This is a genomic window from Ensifer sp., from assembly GCF_035999135.1.
In the GTDB taxonomy this organism is placed as follows: domain Bacteria; phylum Pseudomonadota; class Alphaproteobacteria; order Rhizobiales; family Rhizobiaceae; genus Ensifer.
Genome location: NZ_DASYGZ010000114.1, coordinates 1 through 16,495 on the forward strand (window position 1 = coordinate 1; position 16,495 = coordinate 16,495).

At 63.0% G+C, this 16,495-nt stretch carries 15 protein-coding genes; 12 read left to right on the plus strand and 3 right to left on the minus strand.

The features are described from left to right. Positions 1-115 precede the first annotated feature (115 nt). The 7 genes from VGO12_RS13140 to VGO12_RS13170 all read left to right on the plus strand — a co-directional run bounded on the left by VGO12_RS13140 (position 116) and on the right by VGO12_RS13170 (position 6,946). Entirely contained in the window at positions 116-1,039 is a 924-nt protein-coding gene (locus VGO12_RS13140; protein ID WP_327513192.1) for an amidohydrolase family protein, read from the plus strand. Positions 1,040-1,057: 18 nt separating this feature from the next. Continuing rightward, positions 1,058-2,002, plus strand: a complete 945-nt coding sequence (locus VGO12_RS13145) for an amidohydrolase family protein (RefSeq protein WP_034791749.1) — start codon at positions 1,058-1,060, stop codon at positions 2,000-2,002. Positions 2,003-2,061: 59 nt separating this feature from the next. After that, positions 2,062-3,435, plus strand: a complete 1,374-nt coding sequence (locus VGO12_RS13150) for a UbiD family decarboxylase (RefSeq protein WP_327513193.1) — start codon at positions 2,062-2,064, stop codon at positions 3,433-3,435. Positions 3,436-3,438: 3 nt separating this feature from the next. Further along, on the plus strand, positions 3,439-4,020 hold the full coding sequence (locus VGO12_RS13155) for a UbiX family flavin prenyltransferase (RefSeq protein ID WP_327513194.1): 582 nt from the start codon (positions 3,439-3,441) through the stop codon (positions 4,018-4,020). A 1-nt stretch (position 4,021) separates the two neighbouring features. After that, complete coding sequence (locus tag VGO12_RS13160) at positions 4,022-4,960, plus strand: XdhC family protein (RefSeq protein ID WP_327513195.1); 939 nt, start codon at positions 4,022-4,024, stop codon at positions 4,958-4,960. Between the two features lie 252 nt (positions 4,961-5,212). Beyond that, positions 5,213-6,244, plus strand: a complete 1,032-nt coding sequence (locus VGO12_RS13165; RefSeq protein WP_327513196.1) for a four-carbon acid sugar kinase family protein — start codon at positions 5,213-5,215, stop codon at positions 6,242-6,244. Beyond that, positions 6,245-6,946, plus strand: coding sequence for a FadR/GntR family transcriptional regulator (locus VGO12_RS13170; RefSeq protein WP_327513197.1), 702 nt, complete (start codon positions 6,245-6,247; stop codon positions 6,944-6,946). 58 nt (positions 6,947-7,004) lie between these two features. On the opposite strand, the gene VGO12_RS13175 is transcribed toward VGO12_RS13170, so the two are convergent. The 3 genes from VGO12_RS13175 to VGO12_RS13185 are packed head-to-tail and all read right to left on the minus strand — an operon-like array spanning position 7,005 to position 10,277. Further along, the gene (locus VGO12_RS13175; RefSeq protein WP_327513198.1) at positions 7,005-8,123 is read right to left on the minus strand and encodes an iron-containing alcohol dehydrogenase; all 1,119 of its coding nucleotides are present in this window, start codon (positions 8,121-8,123) and stop codon (positions 7,005-7,007) included. A gap of 4 nt (positions 8,124-8,127) precedes the next feature. After that, a complete protein-coding gene (pdxA, locus tag VGO12_RS13180; protein ID WP_327513199.1) occupies positions 8,128-9,084 on the minus strand; it encodes a 4-hydroxythreonine-4-phosphate dehydrogenase PdxA in 957 nt (318 codons plus the stop codon). Continuing rightward, positions 9,081-10,277, minus strand: coding sequence for a sialidase family protein (locus tag VGO12_RS13185; RefSeq protein ID WP_327513200.1), 1,197 nt, complete (start codon positions 10,275-10,277; stop codon positions 9,081-9,083). Before VGO12_RS13185 ends, pdxA begins: the two co-directional genes overlap by 4 nt. Before the next feature lie 265 nt (positions 10,278-10,542). Between VGO12_RS13185 and VGO12_RS13190 the strand changes: the two genes are divergently transcribed. The 5 genes from VGO12_RS13190 to VGO12_RS13210 all read left to right on the plus strand — a co-directional run bounded on the left by VGO12_RS13190 (position 10,543) and on the right by VGO12_RS13210 (position 16,468). Next, a complete protein-coding gene (locus VGO12_RS13190; protein WP_327513201.1) occupies positions 10,543-11,382 on the plus strand; it encodes a DMT family transporter in 840 nt (279 codons plus the stop codon). A gap of 56 nt (positions 11,383-11,438) precedes the next feature. After that, positions 11,439-12,908, plus strand: coding sequence for an ABC transporter substrate-binding protein (locus VGO12_RS13195; protein WP_414650720.1), 1,470 nt, complete (start codon positions 11,439-11,441; stop codon positions 12,906-12,908). A 99-nt stretch (positions 12,909-13,007) separates the two neighbouring features. Continuing rightward, the gene (locus tag VGO12_RS13200; protein ID WP_327513286.1) at positions 13,008-13,922 is read left to right on the plus strand and encodes an ABC transporter permease; all 915 of its coding nucleotides are present in this window, start codon (positions 13,008-13,010) and stop codon (positions 13,920-13,922) included. Continuing rightward, positions 13,891-14,856, plus strand: a complete 966-nt coding sequence (locus VGO12_RS13205) for an ABC transporter permease (RefSeq protein WP_414650716.1) — start codon at positions 13,891-13,893, stop codon at positions 14,854-14,856. The genes VGO12_RS13200 and VGO12_RS13205 overlap by 32 nt, the downstream gene beginning before the upstream one ends. Beyond that, positions 14,849-16,468 (plus strand): ABC transporter ATP-binding protein, encoded by a 1,620-nt coding sequence (locus VGO12_RS13210; RefSeq protein ID WP_327513204.1) that lies wholly within the window; start codon positions 14,849-14,851, stop codon positions 16,466-16,468. Before VGO12_RS13205 ends, VGO12_RS13210 begins: the two co-directional genes overlap by 8 nt. Positions 16,469-16,495: the final 27 nt, after the last annotated feature.

Consider the following 16,495-nt stretch of genomic DNA (forward strand, 5'->3'; position numbering starts at 1 on the left):
CGTTCCCTCCGTCTTCGGCATTTCCTGAGATCGCGGATCCACGCCCGGCTTCGGCCGGCATGGCGTTCATCGCGCGGCCCCGCATCGACCGGACCCTCTACGACAGGAGAAACCTATGATTATTGACCTGAGCTGCTATCCCACCGACCTGGTGGACCTGGCTTGGCGACACGACGGACCGCCGTTCACCGGCGACAAGCTGCTGAAGATGATGAATGGCCCCTACTATGTGAACGGCAAGCCGCGCCGGATCGACAAGGCCTTCATCCAGCCGCCGCAAGGCAACACCATCTACACCCACGAAGTGATGGATCTCGAAGGCAAGGCCGCCATCCGCCAGTACATGGCCTATACGGAAAAGATGGTGACCGAGCATCCCGACCGGTTCCTCGGCTGCTTCGTCTACAACCCGCGCTACGGCACCCAGAACGGCGCCGAAGAGATCGAACGCTACGCCAAGGAGTTCGATTTCAAGATGGTGCAGCTGCAGGCGAACATGCACGCCTACCGTCCGGACCGCGCGCTCGACTGGCTGCGTCCGGCACTGAGGAAGTGCGCGGATCTCGGCCTGATGGTGAAGGTGCATACCGGTGACGGTCCGTACTCGATCCCGACGGAGTTCTACCCGATCATCCGCGAGTTCCCTGAGGTCAACTTCATCCTGGCGCATTTCGGGGTTCAGACTGGCGGCGTCTACGTGTTCGAGCCGATGCAGATGGCGCTCGACACGCCGAGTGTCTACGTGGAATCCGGCTGGTGCCTGCAGTCGCGCATCGTCGAATTCGCCAAGGTTCTGCCCAAGCACAAGATCCTCTTCGGCACCGACACGCCGCCGAACGAGCCGGGCATGTGGATCAATCTCCTCGAAGTCCTCTGCCACGAGCCGCCGCAGGGCCTGAACCTCGATGAGGATACGCTCGAAGACTACCTCGGCAACAACGTCGCCCGGATGATCGGGCTGGAAGCGACCAAGCCGCCGGCCACCGTCGAGGAAGCCGAGGCGTATCTGCGCCAGCACGGCGTCGCCCTTGCCGCGTAAACTTGAACGGAGTGAACAATGATCATCGATACCCATCTTCACCCGACCAACCTCGTCGACGAGGCGTGGCGTCACACGGGCGAGCCCTTCACCGGCGAGCGCATGCTCAAGCTGATGGACGGTCCGTACATGATCAACGGCAAGCCGCGCCGGATCGACATGGGCTTCATCCAGCCGCCGCCGGGCAACACCGGCTACCGTGACGGCAACCGCAAGGGTCGCGACGGCATTCGCGACTACATGGCCTATTGTGCCGAGCTTTGCCAGAAGTACCCGGACCGCTTCATCGGCAACTTCAACTACAACCCGCGCTGGGGACCTGAAAACGGCGCGGCGGAGCTGGAATTCCACGTCAAGGAATACGGCTTCAAGATGCTGAAGCTGCACGCCAACATGCACGGTTATCGTCCTGACCGTGCGCTCGACTGGCTGCGTCCGGCGATGAAGAAGTGCGCCGAACTCGGCGTCGTGGTGCTCATCCACACCGGCGACGGGCCCTACACCATCCCGACGATGTTCTACCCGATCATCCGCGAGTTTCCGATGGTCAACTTCATCATCGGCCATTTCGGCATCCAGACCGGCGGCAACTATTCGTTCGAATCCTTCTGGATGGCGATGGATACGCCGAACGTCTATTGCGAGTCCGGCTGGTGCTTCCAGTCGCGCATCGTGGAGTTCGCCCAGCAGCTGCCGAAGAACAAGATCGTCTTCGGCACGGATAGCCCGCCGAACGATCCGGGCATGTGGCTGCGCGAACTGGAAGTGCTCTGCAAGGATCCGCCGCACGGCATCAACCTCTCCGAGGACGATCTGGAAGGCTATCTCGGCAACAACATCGCCAAGCTCGTCGGCATCGATCCGTCGCCGCCGCCGCGCGACCTGAGGGACGCGCAGGCGCGCCTGAAGGATAGCTATGCCGGTGTCGACCGGGCCACGGGCAAGCACAAGGAATTTGCCTGAGTAAAGACGACGGCGCCCATCCGGGCGCCGTCACCCTCCCGTCGCGTCGAGGCCAAGATATGACCCAGTACCACAAGCAAGATGTCCGCAGCTTCCTCGCCGACTACCGGGCGGAGCACCCCGAAGATGTCATCACCATCGACCAGCCGGTCTCGGACGATCAGGATGCGACGGCACTGATCTGGAACCTGGCCGAGCGGGGGCAGCACCCCATGCTGCACCTGAAGAATGTCGGTGGCATCGGCAGCGAAGTGCTCTGCAACATCTTTGCCTCGCGCGACCGTATCGCCCGTCTGCTCGGTTCGACCGCCGACAGGTTGCACGAGGCCTACCAGGCGCGCGCCAACCGGCCGTTCACACCGGAGGTCCTGAAAGAAGGCCCGATCACCGAGGAGATCATCTCCGGCGACGCCGTCGATCTCAACGCGCTGCCGATGCTCAAGCACTTCGATACCGATCGGGCGAAATACGTCACCAGCGGCATCATCATCGGCGAGCATCCGGAAACCGGTGCCGGCAATCTCAGCTACCACCGCGCGATGATCCATTCGAAGAATTCGCTTGCCACCTCGCTGCATTCGCGCGGCCATCTCTGGCGGCTGATGAACATGGCCAAGGAGAAGGGCAGGCCGATGCCGGTCGCGATGGTCATCGGTGGCCATCCGCTCTTCATGATCGCAGCCTCTGCCCGACTTGCCTTCGGCGAAGACGAACGCGATGTCGCCGGCGGCCTGATGGGCGAACCGCTCCAGGTCGTGCGCACGCCGAAATACGGTATTCGTGTTCCCGCCCATGCCGAGATCGTGCTCGAAGGGGTGCTGGATCCCGAGGCGCATGTGGAGGAGGGGCCGTTCGGCGAGTTCACTGGCTATTCCTCCGACCGCTCGACCAACAACCTCTTTAAGGTCGAAACCGTGATGCGCCGGCGCGATGCCATTCTCGTCAGCGTGGCGGGCGGCAATTCCGCCGAGCACTTGAATCTGGGCCGCGTGCCGCGCGAAGCCGAGGTGGTGGAGAAGCTGAAGGCGCGCTTCCCCTCGATCACCGCCGTGCACTACCCTTCGTCGGGCACGCATTTTCACGCCTACATCGCCATGAACCAGACGCGCGAAGGGGAGGCAAGGCAGGTCATGCTCGGCCTTCTTGGTTGGGACCAGTACCTGAAGACCGTGGTCGTGGTGGACGCGGACGTCGATATCACCCGCGACAGCGAGGTGCTCTGGGCGCTTGCCACCCATTTCCAGCCGCACAGGGATGTCGTCATCATCGAGGGTCTGCCGGGCAATGCGCTCGATCCCTCCGCAAGCGGCATCGGCACGACCTCGCGCATGGGGCTCGACGCGACGCGCGGCCCGAATTTCCATGGCGTGCGCGCCCGTATCAGCGACGAGGCGAGCGCCCGCGCCGCGACACTCCTCAAGAGCGTGGGATAGGCGATGACCCATCCAAGACGCATGATCGTCGGCATTTCGGGCGCGTCGGGCGTGGTCTACGGCAAGCGGATCCTTGAACTCCTGAGCGATCTCGAGATCGAGACCCATCTGATCATGTCGCGTGCGGCCTGCATCACGCTTGCGGCGGAGGCGACATTTTCCAGGCAGGATCTCGAAGCGCTGGCGACGACCACCCATTCCAACAAGGATATCGGCGCCGTCTGTTCCTCCGGCTCCTACAAAACGCTCGGCATGATCGTGGCCCCCTGTTCGGTCAAGACGCTGGCCGAGATCGCCACGGGCACGACCGACAACCTCATTTCCCGCGCCGCCGACGTGGTGCTGAAGGAACGCCGCCGCCTCGTCCTGATGCTCCGGGAGACGCCGCTTCACCTCGGCCATATCCGCAACATGGCGCAGGTGACCGAAATGGGCGGCATCATCTACCCGCCGGTGCCGGCTTTCTACGCGAAACCCCGGAGCATCGAAGACATGGTCGACCACACCGTCGGCCGCGTGCTTGATCTCTTCGATCTCGACCCGGGTGTCGTGCGCCGCTGGCGGGGAACGCAAGGAGTGGAGTGAGATGACGATCCGCATCGCCGAGGATCCGGAAACGCTTGCGCCGGAGCCGCGCGCAGCCTTCCTGTCGGACGATGCGATCGAAATACTGTCCTTCGCCGCTCGATCGCTCGAAGAGGGGCAACCGACCGCCCTCATCACGCTCGTCGAAATTCATGGCGGTGCGGCTCGCGCGCTTGGGGCGCAAATGGTCGTGCGCAGTGATGGTCTTTATTGCGGTTTTGTGTCCGGTGGTTGCACCGAAGCGGCCGTCGCGGCCGAAGCGATGACTGCCCTGAACAAGGGCATGGATCGCAATCTTCGACTGGGCGAAGGTTCCCCGTTTTTCGATATTGTCCTTCCCTGCGGCGGCGGCATCACGCTTGCGATCCATGTGTTGGCGGACGCAGCTGTCTTGCGTCAGGTCCTTGCGGTCCTTCGTCGTCGCTTGCCGGTCGGACTAGCCTACCATCCTGGTAAGCGAAGGCTCACGCTGCGGCGCGGCGACGAGGCAAGCGGCTGGTACGGCGAGCGTTTTGTGCGCGCCTATCGGCCGAGGCCACGGGTCGTTCTCGCCGGCACGCCGCTGGAAGTCGACGCGGTTGCCCGCGTTGCTGTTGCAGCCGGTTACGAGACCGTCGCGCTGGAGCGCGGACAGGTGCCGTCGCCAGGCGAACTCGACGGTGACACCGCTGTCGCGCTCCTTTTCCACGACGTTGATCGCGAGTTGCCGCTGCTCCGCGCCGCGCTGGCGTCCACGGCCTTCTACATCGGCGCCCTTGGCAGTCGCCGGACCCATGCCAAGCGCTGTCAGGCCTTTCGTGATTGCGGCGGAGATGAGCATCTCCTCTCTCGGATCAGGGCGCCGATCGGCATATTCGACAAGGCAAGGGATGCGCGTTCACTCGCAGTCTCGGTCGTGGCCGATATCGCGCATGCGCGCATGCGGCTCGATCGAATGTAGGTCCTGCAAGATCACATGCGCCGGTGACGTCGCCCAATTCAGCCTTTATCCCGAGCATCACTTGCGCTGCAATCGCATCCTGTCTCGACCGGACGCTCTTGAGGCGAAGTTGGCGTGAGCCTCGGTTGGTCACGAGGAAGCGCGCCGTTGCGATCTTCGTAAAAATAATTTGTAAATTAAAATTCAAAAAACGTTGACATTTCAATGTTTCATGTCCTTATAAAGATAACAACAAGTTTCTGAGCTTCGACCATGCTGGTTATTGTCGCCGATGATTTGACGGGAGCGCTCGACGCCGCTGCGCCGTTTGCGGCGCGCGGCATGCATGTCGAGGTCGCTCTGGAGGGGGGCGCGATTGACGCGGCGCTCCGGCAAGAACCTGACGTTCTCTCGGTCAATCTTGGCTCACGCGAACTGAGCGGCGACGTCGCGAATGCGCGTGCGGCCGCAATTCTTGCGGCCCTGCCGGCCGAAGCGCGTCTGTTCAAGAAGGTCGACTCGCGGCTGAAGGGCCATATCGCCGCCGAACTCGACGCAACGCCTTTCCGTTCGGCGCTGGTCGCCCCGGCCATTCCTGCATTTGGTCGGTATGTGACAGGCGGATGTGTCCGCGGCTTTGGGATCGATGAACCGATTTCCGTGCGTGAAAGGCTCGGGCGTCATGCGGATCGGTCGATGATCCCGGATACGTCCACCGCGGCTGAGATGCGCGCGTCGCTGGAGGATGCCGAGCGGATTGGCGTCGAGATGCTGATCGGGGCGCGTGGCCTTGCCGAAGCGCTTGCCGAACGCATGACCGGCGAAACGGCGGCGCAGGCGGCCGAAATCCCCGCCGGTTCGGCCTTGTTCGTCATCGGCTCTCGTGATCCCATCACCCTTGCCCAGATCGACGTTCTGCGCAGCTCGGTCACGACGCGCTACCTGGCAGCGCCCAACGGGCGGCTTGTGGGCGCGATGGGCGACGACAGCGCGATTACCCTTGTGCAGGCCGTTCCCGGTCAAGCCGATGTGTCGTCCGAGGAGGTTTCCGAGGCGCTTGCCGAGAGCGTTTGTCCGAACCTTGCCCTGTCGGCCGGCATCATGCTCCTTTCCGGTGGCGCCACGGCGGAGGCGGTCCTGAGAAAGATGAATATCCAGCGTTTCCGCCTGCTTGGAGAATGCCTGCCGGGCCTGGGCTTGGCTGAGGTCGACGGACGTTGCATCATCGCCAAATCCGGCGGATTCGGTTCGCCAGATACGCTGAAGCAGATCGCCGAAGCGTCTCTCCGCAAGATGGGATCATAAATGGGACTGGAGACCGGAACTGCACGCAAGAGCCTTGGCGATCTCGTCTTTGAGCGCATGCACCGTGCGATCAAATCCGGGGCATACAAGCCTGACGAGCGCCTGCCGACCGAACACGATCTCGCCAGCGAATTCGAGGTCTCCCGCCCGATCATTCGCGAAGCGCTGCAGCGGCTGCGCGAACAGGGGTTCATCTATTCGCGCCGCGGCGCCGGCAGCTTCGTGCGCGCCGTCGGCATGCGCGAGCCGCTTGGCTTCGGCCAGTTGGAGAACGTTGCCGATCTTCTGAATTGCTACGAGTTTCGCCTGACCGTCGAGCCGGCGGCGGCAGCCGCTGCGGCGGAGCGCCACGACGCGGGCACCTTGGCCGCCATTCACCGGGCATTGGAACTGATGCGGGACGCGACCAACCGCCAGTCGCACCGTGAAGACGCGGACTTCCAGTTTCATCTCGCGATCGCGCGCGCCGCGCAGAACAGCTACTTCTTCACGGCCATGGAAGCGCTTAAGGACCACATTGCCGTCGGGATGCGGTTTCACGGCGCGTCGGTCAAGCGCGAGACCGCGGGCCTGACGCGGGTCTTCGGCGAGCACGAGGCGATTGCCAACGCTATTGCCGCGCGGGAGGCCGCCAAGGCGAAGCAGTTGATGCACGAGCATCTGGCGGGGTCGCGCGAACGGCTGTTCCAGGCAACGAAGTGATATTGCAAACAGGAACCCCGGCGAGGCGCCGGGGTCCCGTTTTTGCTTGCCGGGTGCGTTAGAAAGCCGCCTTGTAGATGGCCAGCACGTCTTCAACGCTCATATCGATCGGATTGTTGTCCATCAGGCGACGGTTGGCATGCGCCTCGCTCGCATAGAGCGGCAGGTCATCCATCTTCGCGCCGTGGGCGGCAAGCGACATTTCGATCCCGAGATTGCGGCAGAAGCCACGGGCGGCGGAAAGCAGTTCGCGGGCTGCAAGCGTGTCGCCGAGGCCGAGCGCCTGCGCGACTTCCGCTGTCTTGTCGACCGCAACGGTCTGATTGAAGGCAAGGACATAGGGAAAGATGATGGCGTTGGCCAGGCCGTGCGGCAGCCGAAGCCTTGTTCCAAGCGGATAGGCGATCGCATGGCCGGCCGCCGTATTGACTGGCCCAAGGCAGATGCCACCGTAATAGGAGGCAAGCATCATTCCCTCGCGCGCCTCAGTATCGGTGCCATCCTTGACGGCGCGTGCCAGATACTTGCCGACGAGCCCGAAGCCCATACGGGCAAATCCGTCGATCATCGGATGGGCGCGGCGATTGGTGAAGGCCTCGACGCAGTGCGCCATGGCGTCCACGCCCGTCGCTGCGGTAACCGCCGGTGGCACCGAGTAGGTCAGCTCCGGATCAAGCACAGCAAGATCGGCAATCATGTGCGGGCTTTCGACCGCGATCTTGTTGCCCTTTTCCGGATCGGTGATCAGCGAGCGGATCCCTGCCTCCGAGCCCGTGCCGGCCGTGGTGGCGACCTGAACGAGCCGCGTGCTGCGGCCGGCGACCCTGTTCGGTCCGGCAACATCGGCAAGCGTCTGGTCTGAATTCCAAAGCACGGCGACCAGCTTGGCGACGTCCAGAACGGACCCGCCCCCCAGCCCGACTATCAGGTCCGGCTTTTGCTGACGCGCAACCTCGAGGGCGGCGTTCAGCGTTGCGATGTCGGGTTCGCCGGGTATGGCGTCAAAGACCGCAACGCTTCCCTTAAGCTTCAGGCGGTCGACAAAGCCTGCGGTGATCGGTGTTGCGATCACGAGGATCGACTGGGCATCGGTCGCCCACGTGCCGACCTCGGCGATCGTGCCGGCGCCGACGACAAGGCGACGAGGCTGGTGAAGGGTGATCTGAGCGGTGGTCATGGCGTCATCCTCGCTTGGCTGCGCCCGACACCAGCTTGCGGGCGTAGGCGATCGCGGAGTTCATGTTGCCGTGGTTGGCTATGCCCTTGCCGGCGATGTCGAAGGCCGTGCCGTGATCGACCGAGGTGCGGTCGATCGGCAGGTCCACCGACACGTTGACGGCGGTGTCGAAGGCGACGAGCTTGACCGGGATGTGTCCCTGGTCGTGATACTGGGCGACGACAAGGTCGAAGCCGCCGGAATAGGCGCGATGGAACACGGTGTCGGCCGAGATCGGGCCGTAGGCATCAATGCCTTCCGCCCGTGCCGCCTTGACGGCAGGTGCGATCTCGTCGTCGTCCTCCGTGCCGAAGAGGCCGTTCTCGCCGCAATGGGGATTGACGCCGGCGACCGCGATCTTCGGCGCCGCATAGCCGATGCGCTTCAGATGCGCATCGCCAGCCCGGATCGTGGCAAGCACCCGCTCGGTCGTCGAGCGCCGGATCGCCTCCTGAAGCGAGACATGCGTCGAGACGTGGATGACCTTGAGGCGCTCGGAGGCCAAAAGCATATAGGCCGCCTTCGAACCCGTCAGGCTGCGCAGCATTCCGGTGTGGCCGTCATAGTGATGGCCGGCAAGGTTCAGCGCTTCCTTGTTGATCGGTGCGGTGACGATGCAGCCGATGACGCCGGCTTCCGCATCCCGCACCGCCTTTTCGATGAAGCGGAATGCGGCGTCGCCGGCAACAGGGCTGAGCTTGCCCCAGGGAAGCGGTGCGCCCTCGATCGGCAGGTCGACGACGTGGGGAGTAAGGTCGACATCGAGGCCGAGCGCCGTGCGCGCCGCCTCGAGCGTTGCGAGGTTGCCGTAGATGCGGATGGTCTCGCGCTCCTGCTCAGGCATTTCCGCAAGCGCGCGGACTGAAATCTCGGGGCCGACGCCGCAGGGGTCGCCCATGGTGATGCCGATGATGTTGCTCATGAAAGTCTCCGTGCGTCGGCGCGGTCCCAGCCAGGGGCCAGGCGGACATATTTGATGGCGCGCCGGTGATAGGTGTAGGCGAGGTGCATGGTCCCGTCCGGGCCTTCAAGCAGCCAGGGGTAGGACATTTCCCTGTTGCGGCCGTCAGTCGAGTCGTTGGAAAGGCAGGTCCCGGGACCGTCCTCGACGACCAGTCGAACGGGAAAGGTGGTGCCGCCATCCTCGGAAAGGCAGAGTGTGACGGGTGCACGCGGAACGCCCCAGACCGGCACGCAGCCGCCCTCAGGGTCAGCATCCGGGCGGCCGTCGTCTTCGCCGAGTTCGTCGTATAGGGAGGCGCGCCGCTCGGTGAACTGCGCGGCACTGACGGGATTGCAGATCATCGCGATCCGGCCGTCATTGAGGCGGATGGCGGCGATCGAGGAATTGTTGTTTGGTACGTCGCTTGCCGCCGGGGCCGACCAGGTGCGGCCGCCGTCAACGCTCTCCGTTCTGTAGACCCAGTCGGCTTGCCGCCGGCGGAAGAGGGCTGTCAACCGCCCGCGGCCAAGGGAAACAGGCGACATGTGCACGCAGCCGATCGACTGGCCGAGATCGTCAAGGCGCCACGTTTTCCCCTGATCGAGGGAGACGCCGACGGCCGCAGTGTCATGGCTGCCGTTCCATTTCTGGCCGGGACGCTGGACGCACCGGAAGATCGGCAACAGCCATGCGCCGTCTTCGCGCACCACCAGAGGTGCTCGGACAAAACAGCCGCGCGGCAGATCGAGATAGCGACCGTCATCAGCGGTGAGCGTCGACGGGTCGGACGGGTGGCGTCGGATTTCGGTCATGCGGATCCGGCACTCATCCTGGTTTCCGGAAGGCTGGGAGGTGTGAAAGAGCCAAAGCCTGCCGTCAGGAGCGGTGAACAGCACCGGGTTCTGTTCCGAATGATCAGGGTCGAAGCTCAGGCGTTGGGGAGGGCCCCACGTTGACGCATCCGTTGGAAGCACCGAGGCAAAGATCGAAATGTCGGACTTGCCCTCAAGGGTTCCTCCGAACCACGCGCAGGCAAGCGCGCCATCCGACAGCAGATGCAGGAATGCGGCGTGGTTCTGCACCATGGGCGAAGGCAGCAAAGCCTCTTGGCGCGTAGGCGAGATGGATCTCAGCGCGCCATTCATGCTGCGGGCTATTTCCTCTGGGGTCATCGGCTCCTCCTGCTTGCCCTTGAAAATCGCCAAAATTACAAAGTTGTCAAGTTCTATTATGTTATTGTTGAGCCGTTTAGGTGTCGTGCTACTTAGTAACATATTGAAATTAAATAATTAAAAATAGCAATCGGTGTGCATTGGTTTTTACATTGCAAAAATGTTTGACAAATTTGTTTGAAAAGGAGATTGTCATGTCAGCCGGCAAGAGGACGCCGGGGAGGAGGTTTTCATGCCGGGACCCGGCGGCGCTCAAGAGGCCAGGATGGCTGTGATCTTTGCAGTAGGTGCTGCGATGCTTGCGGCGGCCGATGCAGTGATCGTGCGTGCCTTGAATGGCGCGGTGCACCCCTTCGTCATCGGCTTCTTCCGCGCCTTTTTCGGCGCCGTCATTCTCTTGCCTTTCGTGGCCCTGCGTCCGTCGGTCCTGCGTTCAAGTCATCCGCTGCGTCAGCATGCGGTGCGCGCCGGCTTCAAGCTGCTCGCAATGGTCGCTTTCTTTGCTGCCTTCAGCTGGGGGCCGCTCGCCGATGTGACGGCGATCGCCTTTACCTCGCCGATCTTCGTCCTGCTGGGTGCTGCACTGACCCTGGGTGAGCGGCCGGGTCCTGTCATGATCGGTGCCGTGGCGCTCGGCTTTGCAGGCGCAATGCTGATCGTCGGCCCGTCCGGCGCCGGTTTCAGTTTCGCCATTCTGCTCGCCCTCGTCGGCGCGGTGCTGCAGTCAGCCATTCAGCTGATCCTGAAATCGATGTCCAAGGGCGACAAGACTGCAACGCTCGTCGTCTGGAACCTTCTCTTGACTGTTCCGATCGCACTTCTCTTCGCTCTTCCTTTCTGGAGCATGCCGGGGGCGAAGGAATTGTCTTTGCTGGCGCTCCAGGGCGTCGTCGGCACGGCCTGCATGGGCATGATGACGCATGCCTTCTCGCTCGCCCCCGCAACGATTGTCGCGCCGGTCGATTTCCTGCGCCTGCCATTGGTGGCGCTCGGAGGCTTTGCGCTCTTTGGCGAGAACATCGCCCTCACCACGCTCTGTGGCGGCGGGCTCATTGGTTGTGCGGCTTTGATCGCCGCGCGATCCGGAAAAGCAACATCCAGCTGAACGAATTTCACTAGGGAGGAAATACCGTGAAGAAACTGTTTGTCTTGAGTGCACTCATGCTGAGTTCTGCCCTGTCGCCCGCCTTTGCAGGATCTGGCCCGATCAAGATCGTGCTGGCCGAGGAGGCCGACCTGCTTGAACCGTGCATGGCCACGCGCTCGAACATCGGCCGCGTCATCATGCAGAACGTCAGCGAAACGCTGACGGAGCTCGATGTCCGTGACAAAAAGGGCGTCATGCCGCGGCTTGCCGAGAAATGGGAGCAGAATGAGGATGGCAGCTGGCGCTTCCATCTGCGCCAGGGCGTCAAATTCTCGGACGGCACCACCTTCGATGCCAAGGACGTCAAGCACAGCTTCGACCGCATCATGAGCGACAAGAACACCTGCGAGTCGCGTCGCTATTTCGGCGGCATCAAGGTGACGCCAACTGTCGTCGACGACTACACGATCGACTTCAGCGCCGATCCGGTTCAGCCGATTCTTCCCCTGTTGATGTCGCTCGTCACCATCGTGCCCGAGGAGACGCCGCTCGAGTTCATCCGCGAGCCTGTCGGCACCGGTCCCTACAAGCTCACCAACTGGACGCCGGGGCAGCAGATCGTTCTGACCAGCCGTGACGACTATTGGGGCACGAAGCCCGAGGTCACGGAAGCGACCTACCTGTTCCGCGCCGATCCGTCGGTGCGCGCCGCCATGGTGCAGACCGGCGAGGCCGATCTGTCGCCGTCGATCTCGCAGCTCGACGCCACCAACCCGGCAACGGATTTCTCCTATCTCGACAGCGAGACCGTCTATCTGCGCATCGACCACAACATCGAGCCGCTGAACGACGTTCGCGTTCGCCGCGCCCTCAATATCGCAATCGACCGGCAGGCCTTCCTCGGCACGCTCGTTCCCGACAGCGCGCTGCTTGCAACCGCGATCGTGCCGCCGCCGACGCTCGGCTGGAACCCCGACGTCAAGGTCTTCCCGTATGATCCGGAAGGCGCAAAGAAGCTGCTCGAGGAAGCCAAGGCCGATGGCGTCAAGGTCGAGACGCCGATCACCATCATCGCGCGCTCGGCCAACTTCCCGAACGTGACGGAGATCATGGAAGCCATCCAGGCGCAGCTTCAGGACGTGGGCTTCAAGGTCGACCTGAAGTTCGTCGAAGTCGCCGAACACGAACAGTACTATTCGAAGCCCTTCAAGGAAGGCCGCGGCCCGCAGATCGTCGCTGCCATGCATGACAACTCCAAGGGCGATCCGTCGTTCTCGATGTTCTTCAAGTATGCGACCGACGGCACGCAGTCCGGCTTTTCCGATCCGAAGGTCGACGATCTGATCAAGCGTGCGTCGGCTGCCGTCGGCGAGGAGCGCGCCAAGCTCTGGTCCGAACTGATCGCCTATGTGCATGACGACGTCGTCGCAGACGTCCTCCTGTTCCACATGGTCGGCTTCTCCCGCGTTTCCGAGCGGCTTGATTTCAAGCCCACCATGGCGACCAACGGAACGCTGCAGCTGTCGGAAATCAAAATCAAGTAAACTGGCTCTGGCAAGTAAACTGGTTTGGCGAACGAGCTTCGCCAGACCAACAGCAATCAAGGCGGTGGGATGATCCCACCGCTGGATTTCGAGGGCGCCATGCTGAAATTCGTTCGAACACGCGCCGTGGCCAGTCTGATCTCGCTCATCGGGCTGCTCGTCATGGTCTTCTTCCTGTCGCGGTTGACGGGTGATCCGGCGGCCCTGTTCCTGCCGGTGGAGGCGTCCGCGGAAATGAAGGAGCAGTTCCGCGAACTGCACGGGCTGAACGATCCGCTGCTGGTGCAGTTCACGCGCTATGTCGGCGACGTCGTCACCGGCGATTTCGGCGAATCGCTGCGCAAGGCTCGCCCGGCACTGGACGTGGTGCTCGAAGCCTTCACCTGGACGCTCTGGCTTGCCGTCATCACCATGACGCTTGTGGCGGGTGCCGCAATCGTCGTCGGCTCGCTTGCGGCCTTTCGCGCCGGCGGCTTCTTCGACCGGATGGCCTCCGTGATTTCGCTGATCGGCGCGTCCGTTCCGGATTTCTGGATCGCCATCGTCGCGATCGTCGTCTTCTCGGTCAATCTCGCCTGGCTGCCGACCTCGGGAACAGGATCACTGCTTCACTGGATCCTGCCGATCGCGGTGCTGTTCATCCGGCCATTCGGCATCATCGTGCAGGTGGTGCGCGGCTCGATGATCGGCGCGCTTTCCTCGGCCTATGTGAAGACGGCGCGCGCCAAGGGCGTCAAATCCGGTCCGATCATCTTCGTGCACGCGCTGCGCAACGCCATGCTGCCTGTTATCACCGTGCTCGGCGACCAGGCCGCTAGCCTGTTGAATGGTGCTGTCATCGTCGAGACGATCTTCGGCTTTCCCGGCGTCGGCAAGCTGATGATCGATTCCATTTTGCAGCGGGATTTCAATGTCGTGCTTGCAGCCATTCTCGTGACGGCGTTGGCGATCTTTGTCATGAACCTGTTGATCGACCTTGCCTATGCGCTGCTCGATCCGCGCATCCGGCATTGAGGAGGCGGCCGTGACCCTTGTTACCAATGATAGCGTCCTCATCGAAGAGCCGCCTTTCGCAACGCGCATGTTCCGCATGCTGCTTGCCGACAAGTTTGCCCTTTGTGCGGTGATCTTTCTCGTCTTCATCCTGATCCTTGCGGTCATCGGGCCAAGCTGGCTCGGCGATCTCGCGACCAAACAGAATTTGCGCGGCCGTAACGCCGCGCCCTTCGACTGGGAGCGCGGATGGGTCTGGTGGATGGGCGCCGACGCGCTCGGCCGGCCGCTGCTTGCCCGCATCATCGTCGCGACGCAGAACACGCTGATGGTCGCGGCCGGTGCCGTCGCCCTTTCGGCGGTTACCGGCACGTTCCTCGGTCTCATCGCCGGCTTTTCCTCGCCGCGCGTCAACCAGGTGATCATGCGCCTCGCCGACGTGATCATGTCCTTCCCGTCGCTGCTGATCGCGGTGATCGTGCTCTACATCCTTGGCTCGTCGGTCCTCAACCTGATGCTGGTGCTGGCGATCACCCGCATACCGGTCTATCTGCGCACGACACGGGCCGAGGTACTCGAAATCCGCGAGCGCATGTTCGTCCAGGCGGCACGCGTGATGGGCGCATCGAAGAACCGCATCCTCTTTCGTCACATCCTGCCGGTGGTGCTGCCGACCCTGACGACGCTTGCGACGCTCGACTTCGCCTATGTGATGCTCGCCGAAAGCGCGCTGTCCTTCCTCGGTATCGGCATCCAGCCGCCGGAGATCACCTGGGGTCTGATGATCTCGCAAGGGCGCCAATACCTGACCAATGCCTGGTGGCTGTCCTTCTGGCCGGGCCTTGCCATCATCCTCACGACCATGTCGCTCAATCTGCTTTCCAACTGGCTGCGCATCGCGCTCGATCCGGTGCAGCGTTGGCGCCTCGAAATGAAGGGCCACAAGCATGGCTGACCATTTGCTGGAAGTCCGCAACCTCTCGGTCGAGTTCCACACCGCCGTCGGCGTGGTCAAGGCGGTCCGCAACATCTCCTATCACCTCGATCGCGGCGAGACGCTGGCGATCCTCGGCGAAAGCGGGTCGGGCAAGTCGGTCTCCTCCTCGGCGATCATGAACCTCATCGACATGCCGCCAGGGCGCATCAGTTCGGGAGAAATCCTGCTCGACGGCGTCGACCTGTTGACGATGCCGGCGCACGAACGACGCCAGATCAACGGACGCCGCGTGGCGATGATCTTTCAGGATCCGCTCAGCCACCTGAACCCGGTCTATACGGTCGGCTGGCAGATCCGTGAGGCGCTCACAACGCACGGAACCAGCGCCGCAGAGGCTGCCTCGGAGGCGTTGCGCCTTCTGACACGGGTTGGCATCCCCGACCCTGAAGGCTCGGTGAACAAGTATCCACATGAGTTTTCCGGCGGCCAGCGCCAGCGCGTCATGATCGCCATGGCGCTGGCGCTCCGCCCGGATCTGCTGATCGCCGACGAGCCGACGACGGCGCTCGACGTCACCGTTCAGGCGGAAGTGCTGGCACTTCTGGAGGAATTGCAGCAGGAGACCGGAATGGCCATCCTGATCATCACCCACGATCTCGGCGTTGTCGCCGAGGTCGCGGACCGCGTCGTGGTGATGGAGAAGGGCGTGCTGGTCGAGACCGGCTCCGTGCGCGAGGTCTACAAGAACCCGCAGCATCCCTATACCAAGAAGCTGATTGCGGCCGCTCCGGGCAAGGGGGACATGCACGCGCCGGCCGCCCGCGTCGAGCCTGTTCTATCGGTCCACGACGTGCGCAAGCGCTATGGTTCCTTCGAGGCGCTGAAGGGCATTTCCTTTGACCTTATGCCCGGCGAGACGATGGCTGTCGTTGGCGAAAGCGGCTCCGGCAAGTCGACGCTTGCCCGTATCCTTTTGCGTCTCGACGAACCGGACAGCGGCAAGGCCCTGTGGAAGGGCCGCGACCTCTTCACCATGTCGCCGGCCGAACTCTACAAGTTGCGCCGGGACCTGCAGATGGTGTTCCAGGATCCGACGCAGTCGCTCAATCCGCGCATGACCGTCTATCAGCTGATCTCCGAGGCCTGGATCATCCATCCGGATATCCTGCCCAAGACCAAGTGGCGCGAGCGCGTGGCCGAGCTTCTGGTGCAGGTCGGGCTTGGCCCTGAGCATATGGGTCGCTATCCGCACCAGTTCTCCGGCGGCCAGCGCCAGCGCATCGCCATCGCCCGGGCGCTCGCGCTCGAACCGCAATTGATCATCTGCGACGAAGCCGTTTCGGCGCTCGACGTTTCGGTGCAGGCCCAGGTGATCGCGCTGCTCGACAAGCTGCGCAGGGAAATGGGCATCGCGTTCATCTTCATCGCCCACGACCTGCCGGTGGTTCGCGATTTCGCCGATCACGTCATGGTCATGCAGAAGGGCAATGTCGTCGAACTCGGCACGGTGCGCGAGGTGTTCGAGGCCCCGCGCCAAGCCTATACCCGCGCGCTGCTGGCGGCTGGCCTCGACCCGGATCCCGACGTTCAGGCCGCGCACCGCGCGGCCCGCCTCCAGCGCGCCTCCTGAGACGCACGCCTATTCAAAGGAACATCG

Bases quoted from the DNA above. Each gene is read 5' to 3' on its own strand.
- VGO12_RS13140 (WP_327513192.1), top strand. From the start codon at position 116: ATGATTATTGACCTGAGCTGCTATCCCACCGACCTGGTGGACCTGGCT.
- VGO12_RS13145 (WP_034791749.1), top strand. From the start codon at position 1,058: ATGATCATCGATACCCATCTTCACCCGACCAACCTCGTCGACGAGGCG.
- VGO12_RS13150 (WP_327513193.1), top strand. From the start codon at position 2,062: ATGACCCAGTACCACAAGCAAGATGTCCGCAGCTTCCTCGCCGACTAC.
- VGO12_RS13155 (WP_327513194.1), top strand. From the start codon at position 3,439: ATGACCCATCCAAGACGCATGATCGTCGGCATTTCGGGCGCGTCGGGC.
- VGO12_RS13160 (WP_327513195.1), top strand. From the start codon at position 4,022: ATGACGATCCGCATCGCCGAGGATCCGGAAACGCTTGCGCCGGAGCCG.
- VGO12_RS13165 (WP_327513196.1), top strand. From the start codon at position 5,213: ATGCTGGTTATTGTCGCCGATGATTTGACGGGAGCGCTCGACGCCGCT.
- VGO12_RS13170 (WP_327513197.1), top strand. From the start codon at position 6,245: ATGGGACTGGAGACCGGAACTGCACGCAAGAGCCTTGGCGATCTCGTC.
- VGO12_RS13175 (WP_327513198.1), bottom strand. From the start codon at position 8,123: ATGACCACCGCTCAGATCACCCTTCACCAGCCTCGTCGCCTTGTCGTC.
- pdxA (WP_327513199.1), bottom strand. From the start codon at position 9,084: ATGAGCAACATCATCGGCATCACCATGGGCGACCCCTGCGGCGTCGGC.
- VGO12_RS13185 (WP_327513200.1), bottom strand. From the start codon at position 10,277: ATGACCCCAGAGGAAATAGCCCGCAGCATGAATGGCGCGCTGAGATCC.
- VGO12_RS13190 (WP_327513201.1), top strand. From the start codon at position 10,543: ATGGCTGTGATCTTTGCAGTAGGTGCTGCGATGCTTGCGGCGGCCGAT.
- VGO12_RS13195 (WP_414650720.1), top strand. From the start codon at position 11,439: ATGCTGAGTTCTGCCCTGTCGCCCGCCTTTGCAGGATCTGGCCCGATC.
- VGO12_RS13200 (WP_327513286.1), top strand. From the start codon at position 13,008: ATGCTGAAATTCGTTCGAACACGCGCCGTGGCCAGTCTGATCTCGCTC.
- VGO12_RS13205 (WP_414650716.1), top strand. From the start codon at position 13,891: ATGCGCTGCTCGATCCGCGCATCCGGCATTGAGGAGGCGGCCGTGACC.
- VGO12_RS13210 (WP_327513204.1), top strand. From the start codon at position 14,849: ATGGCTGACCATTTGCTGGAAGTCCGCAACCTCTCGGTCGAGTTCCAC.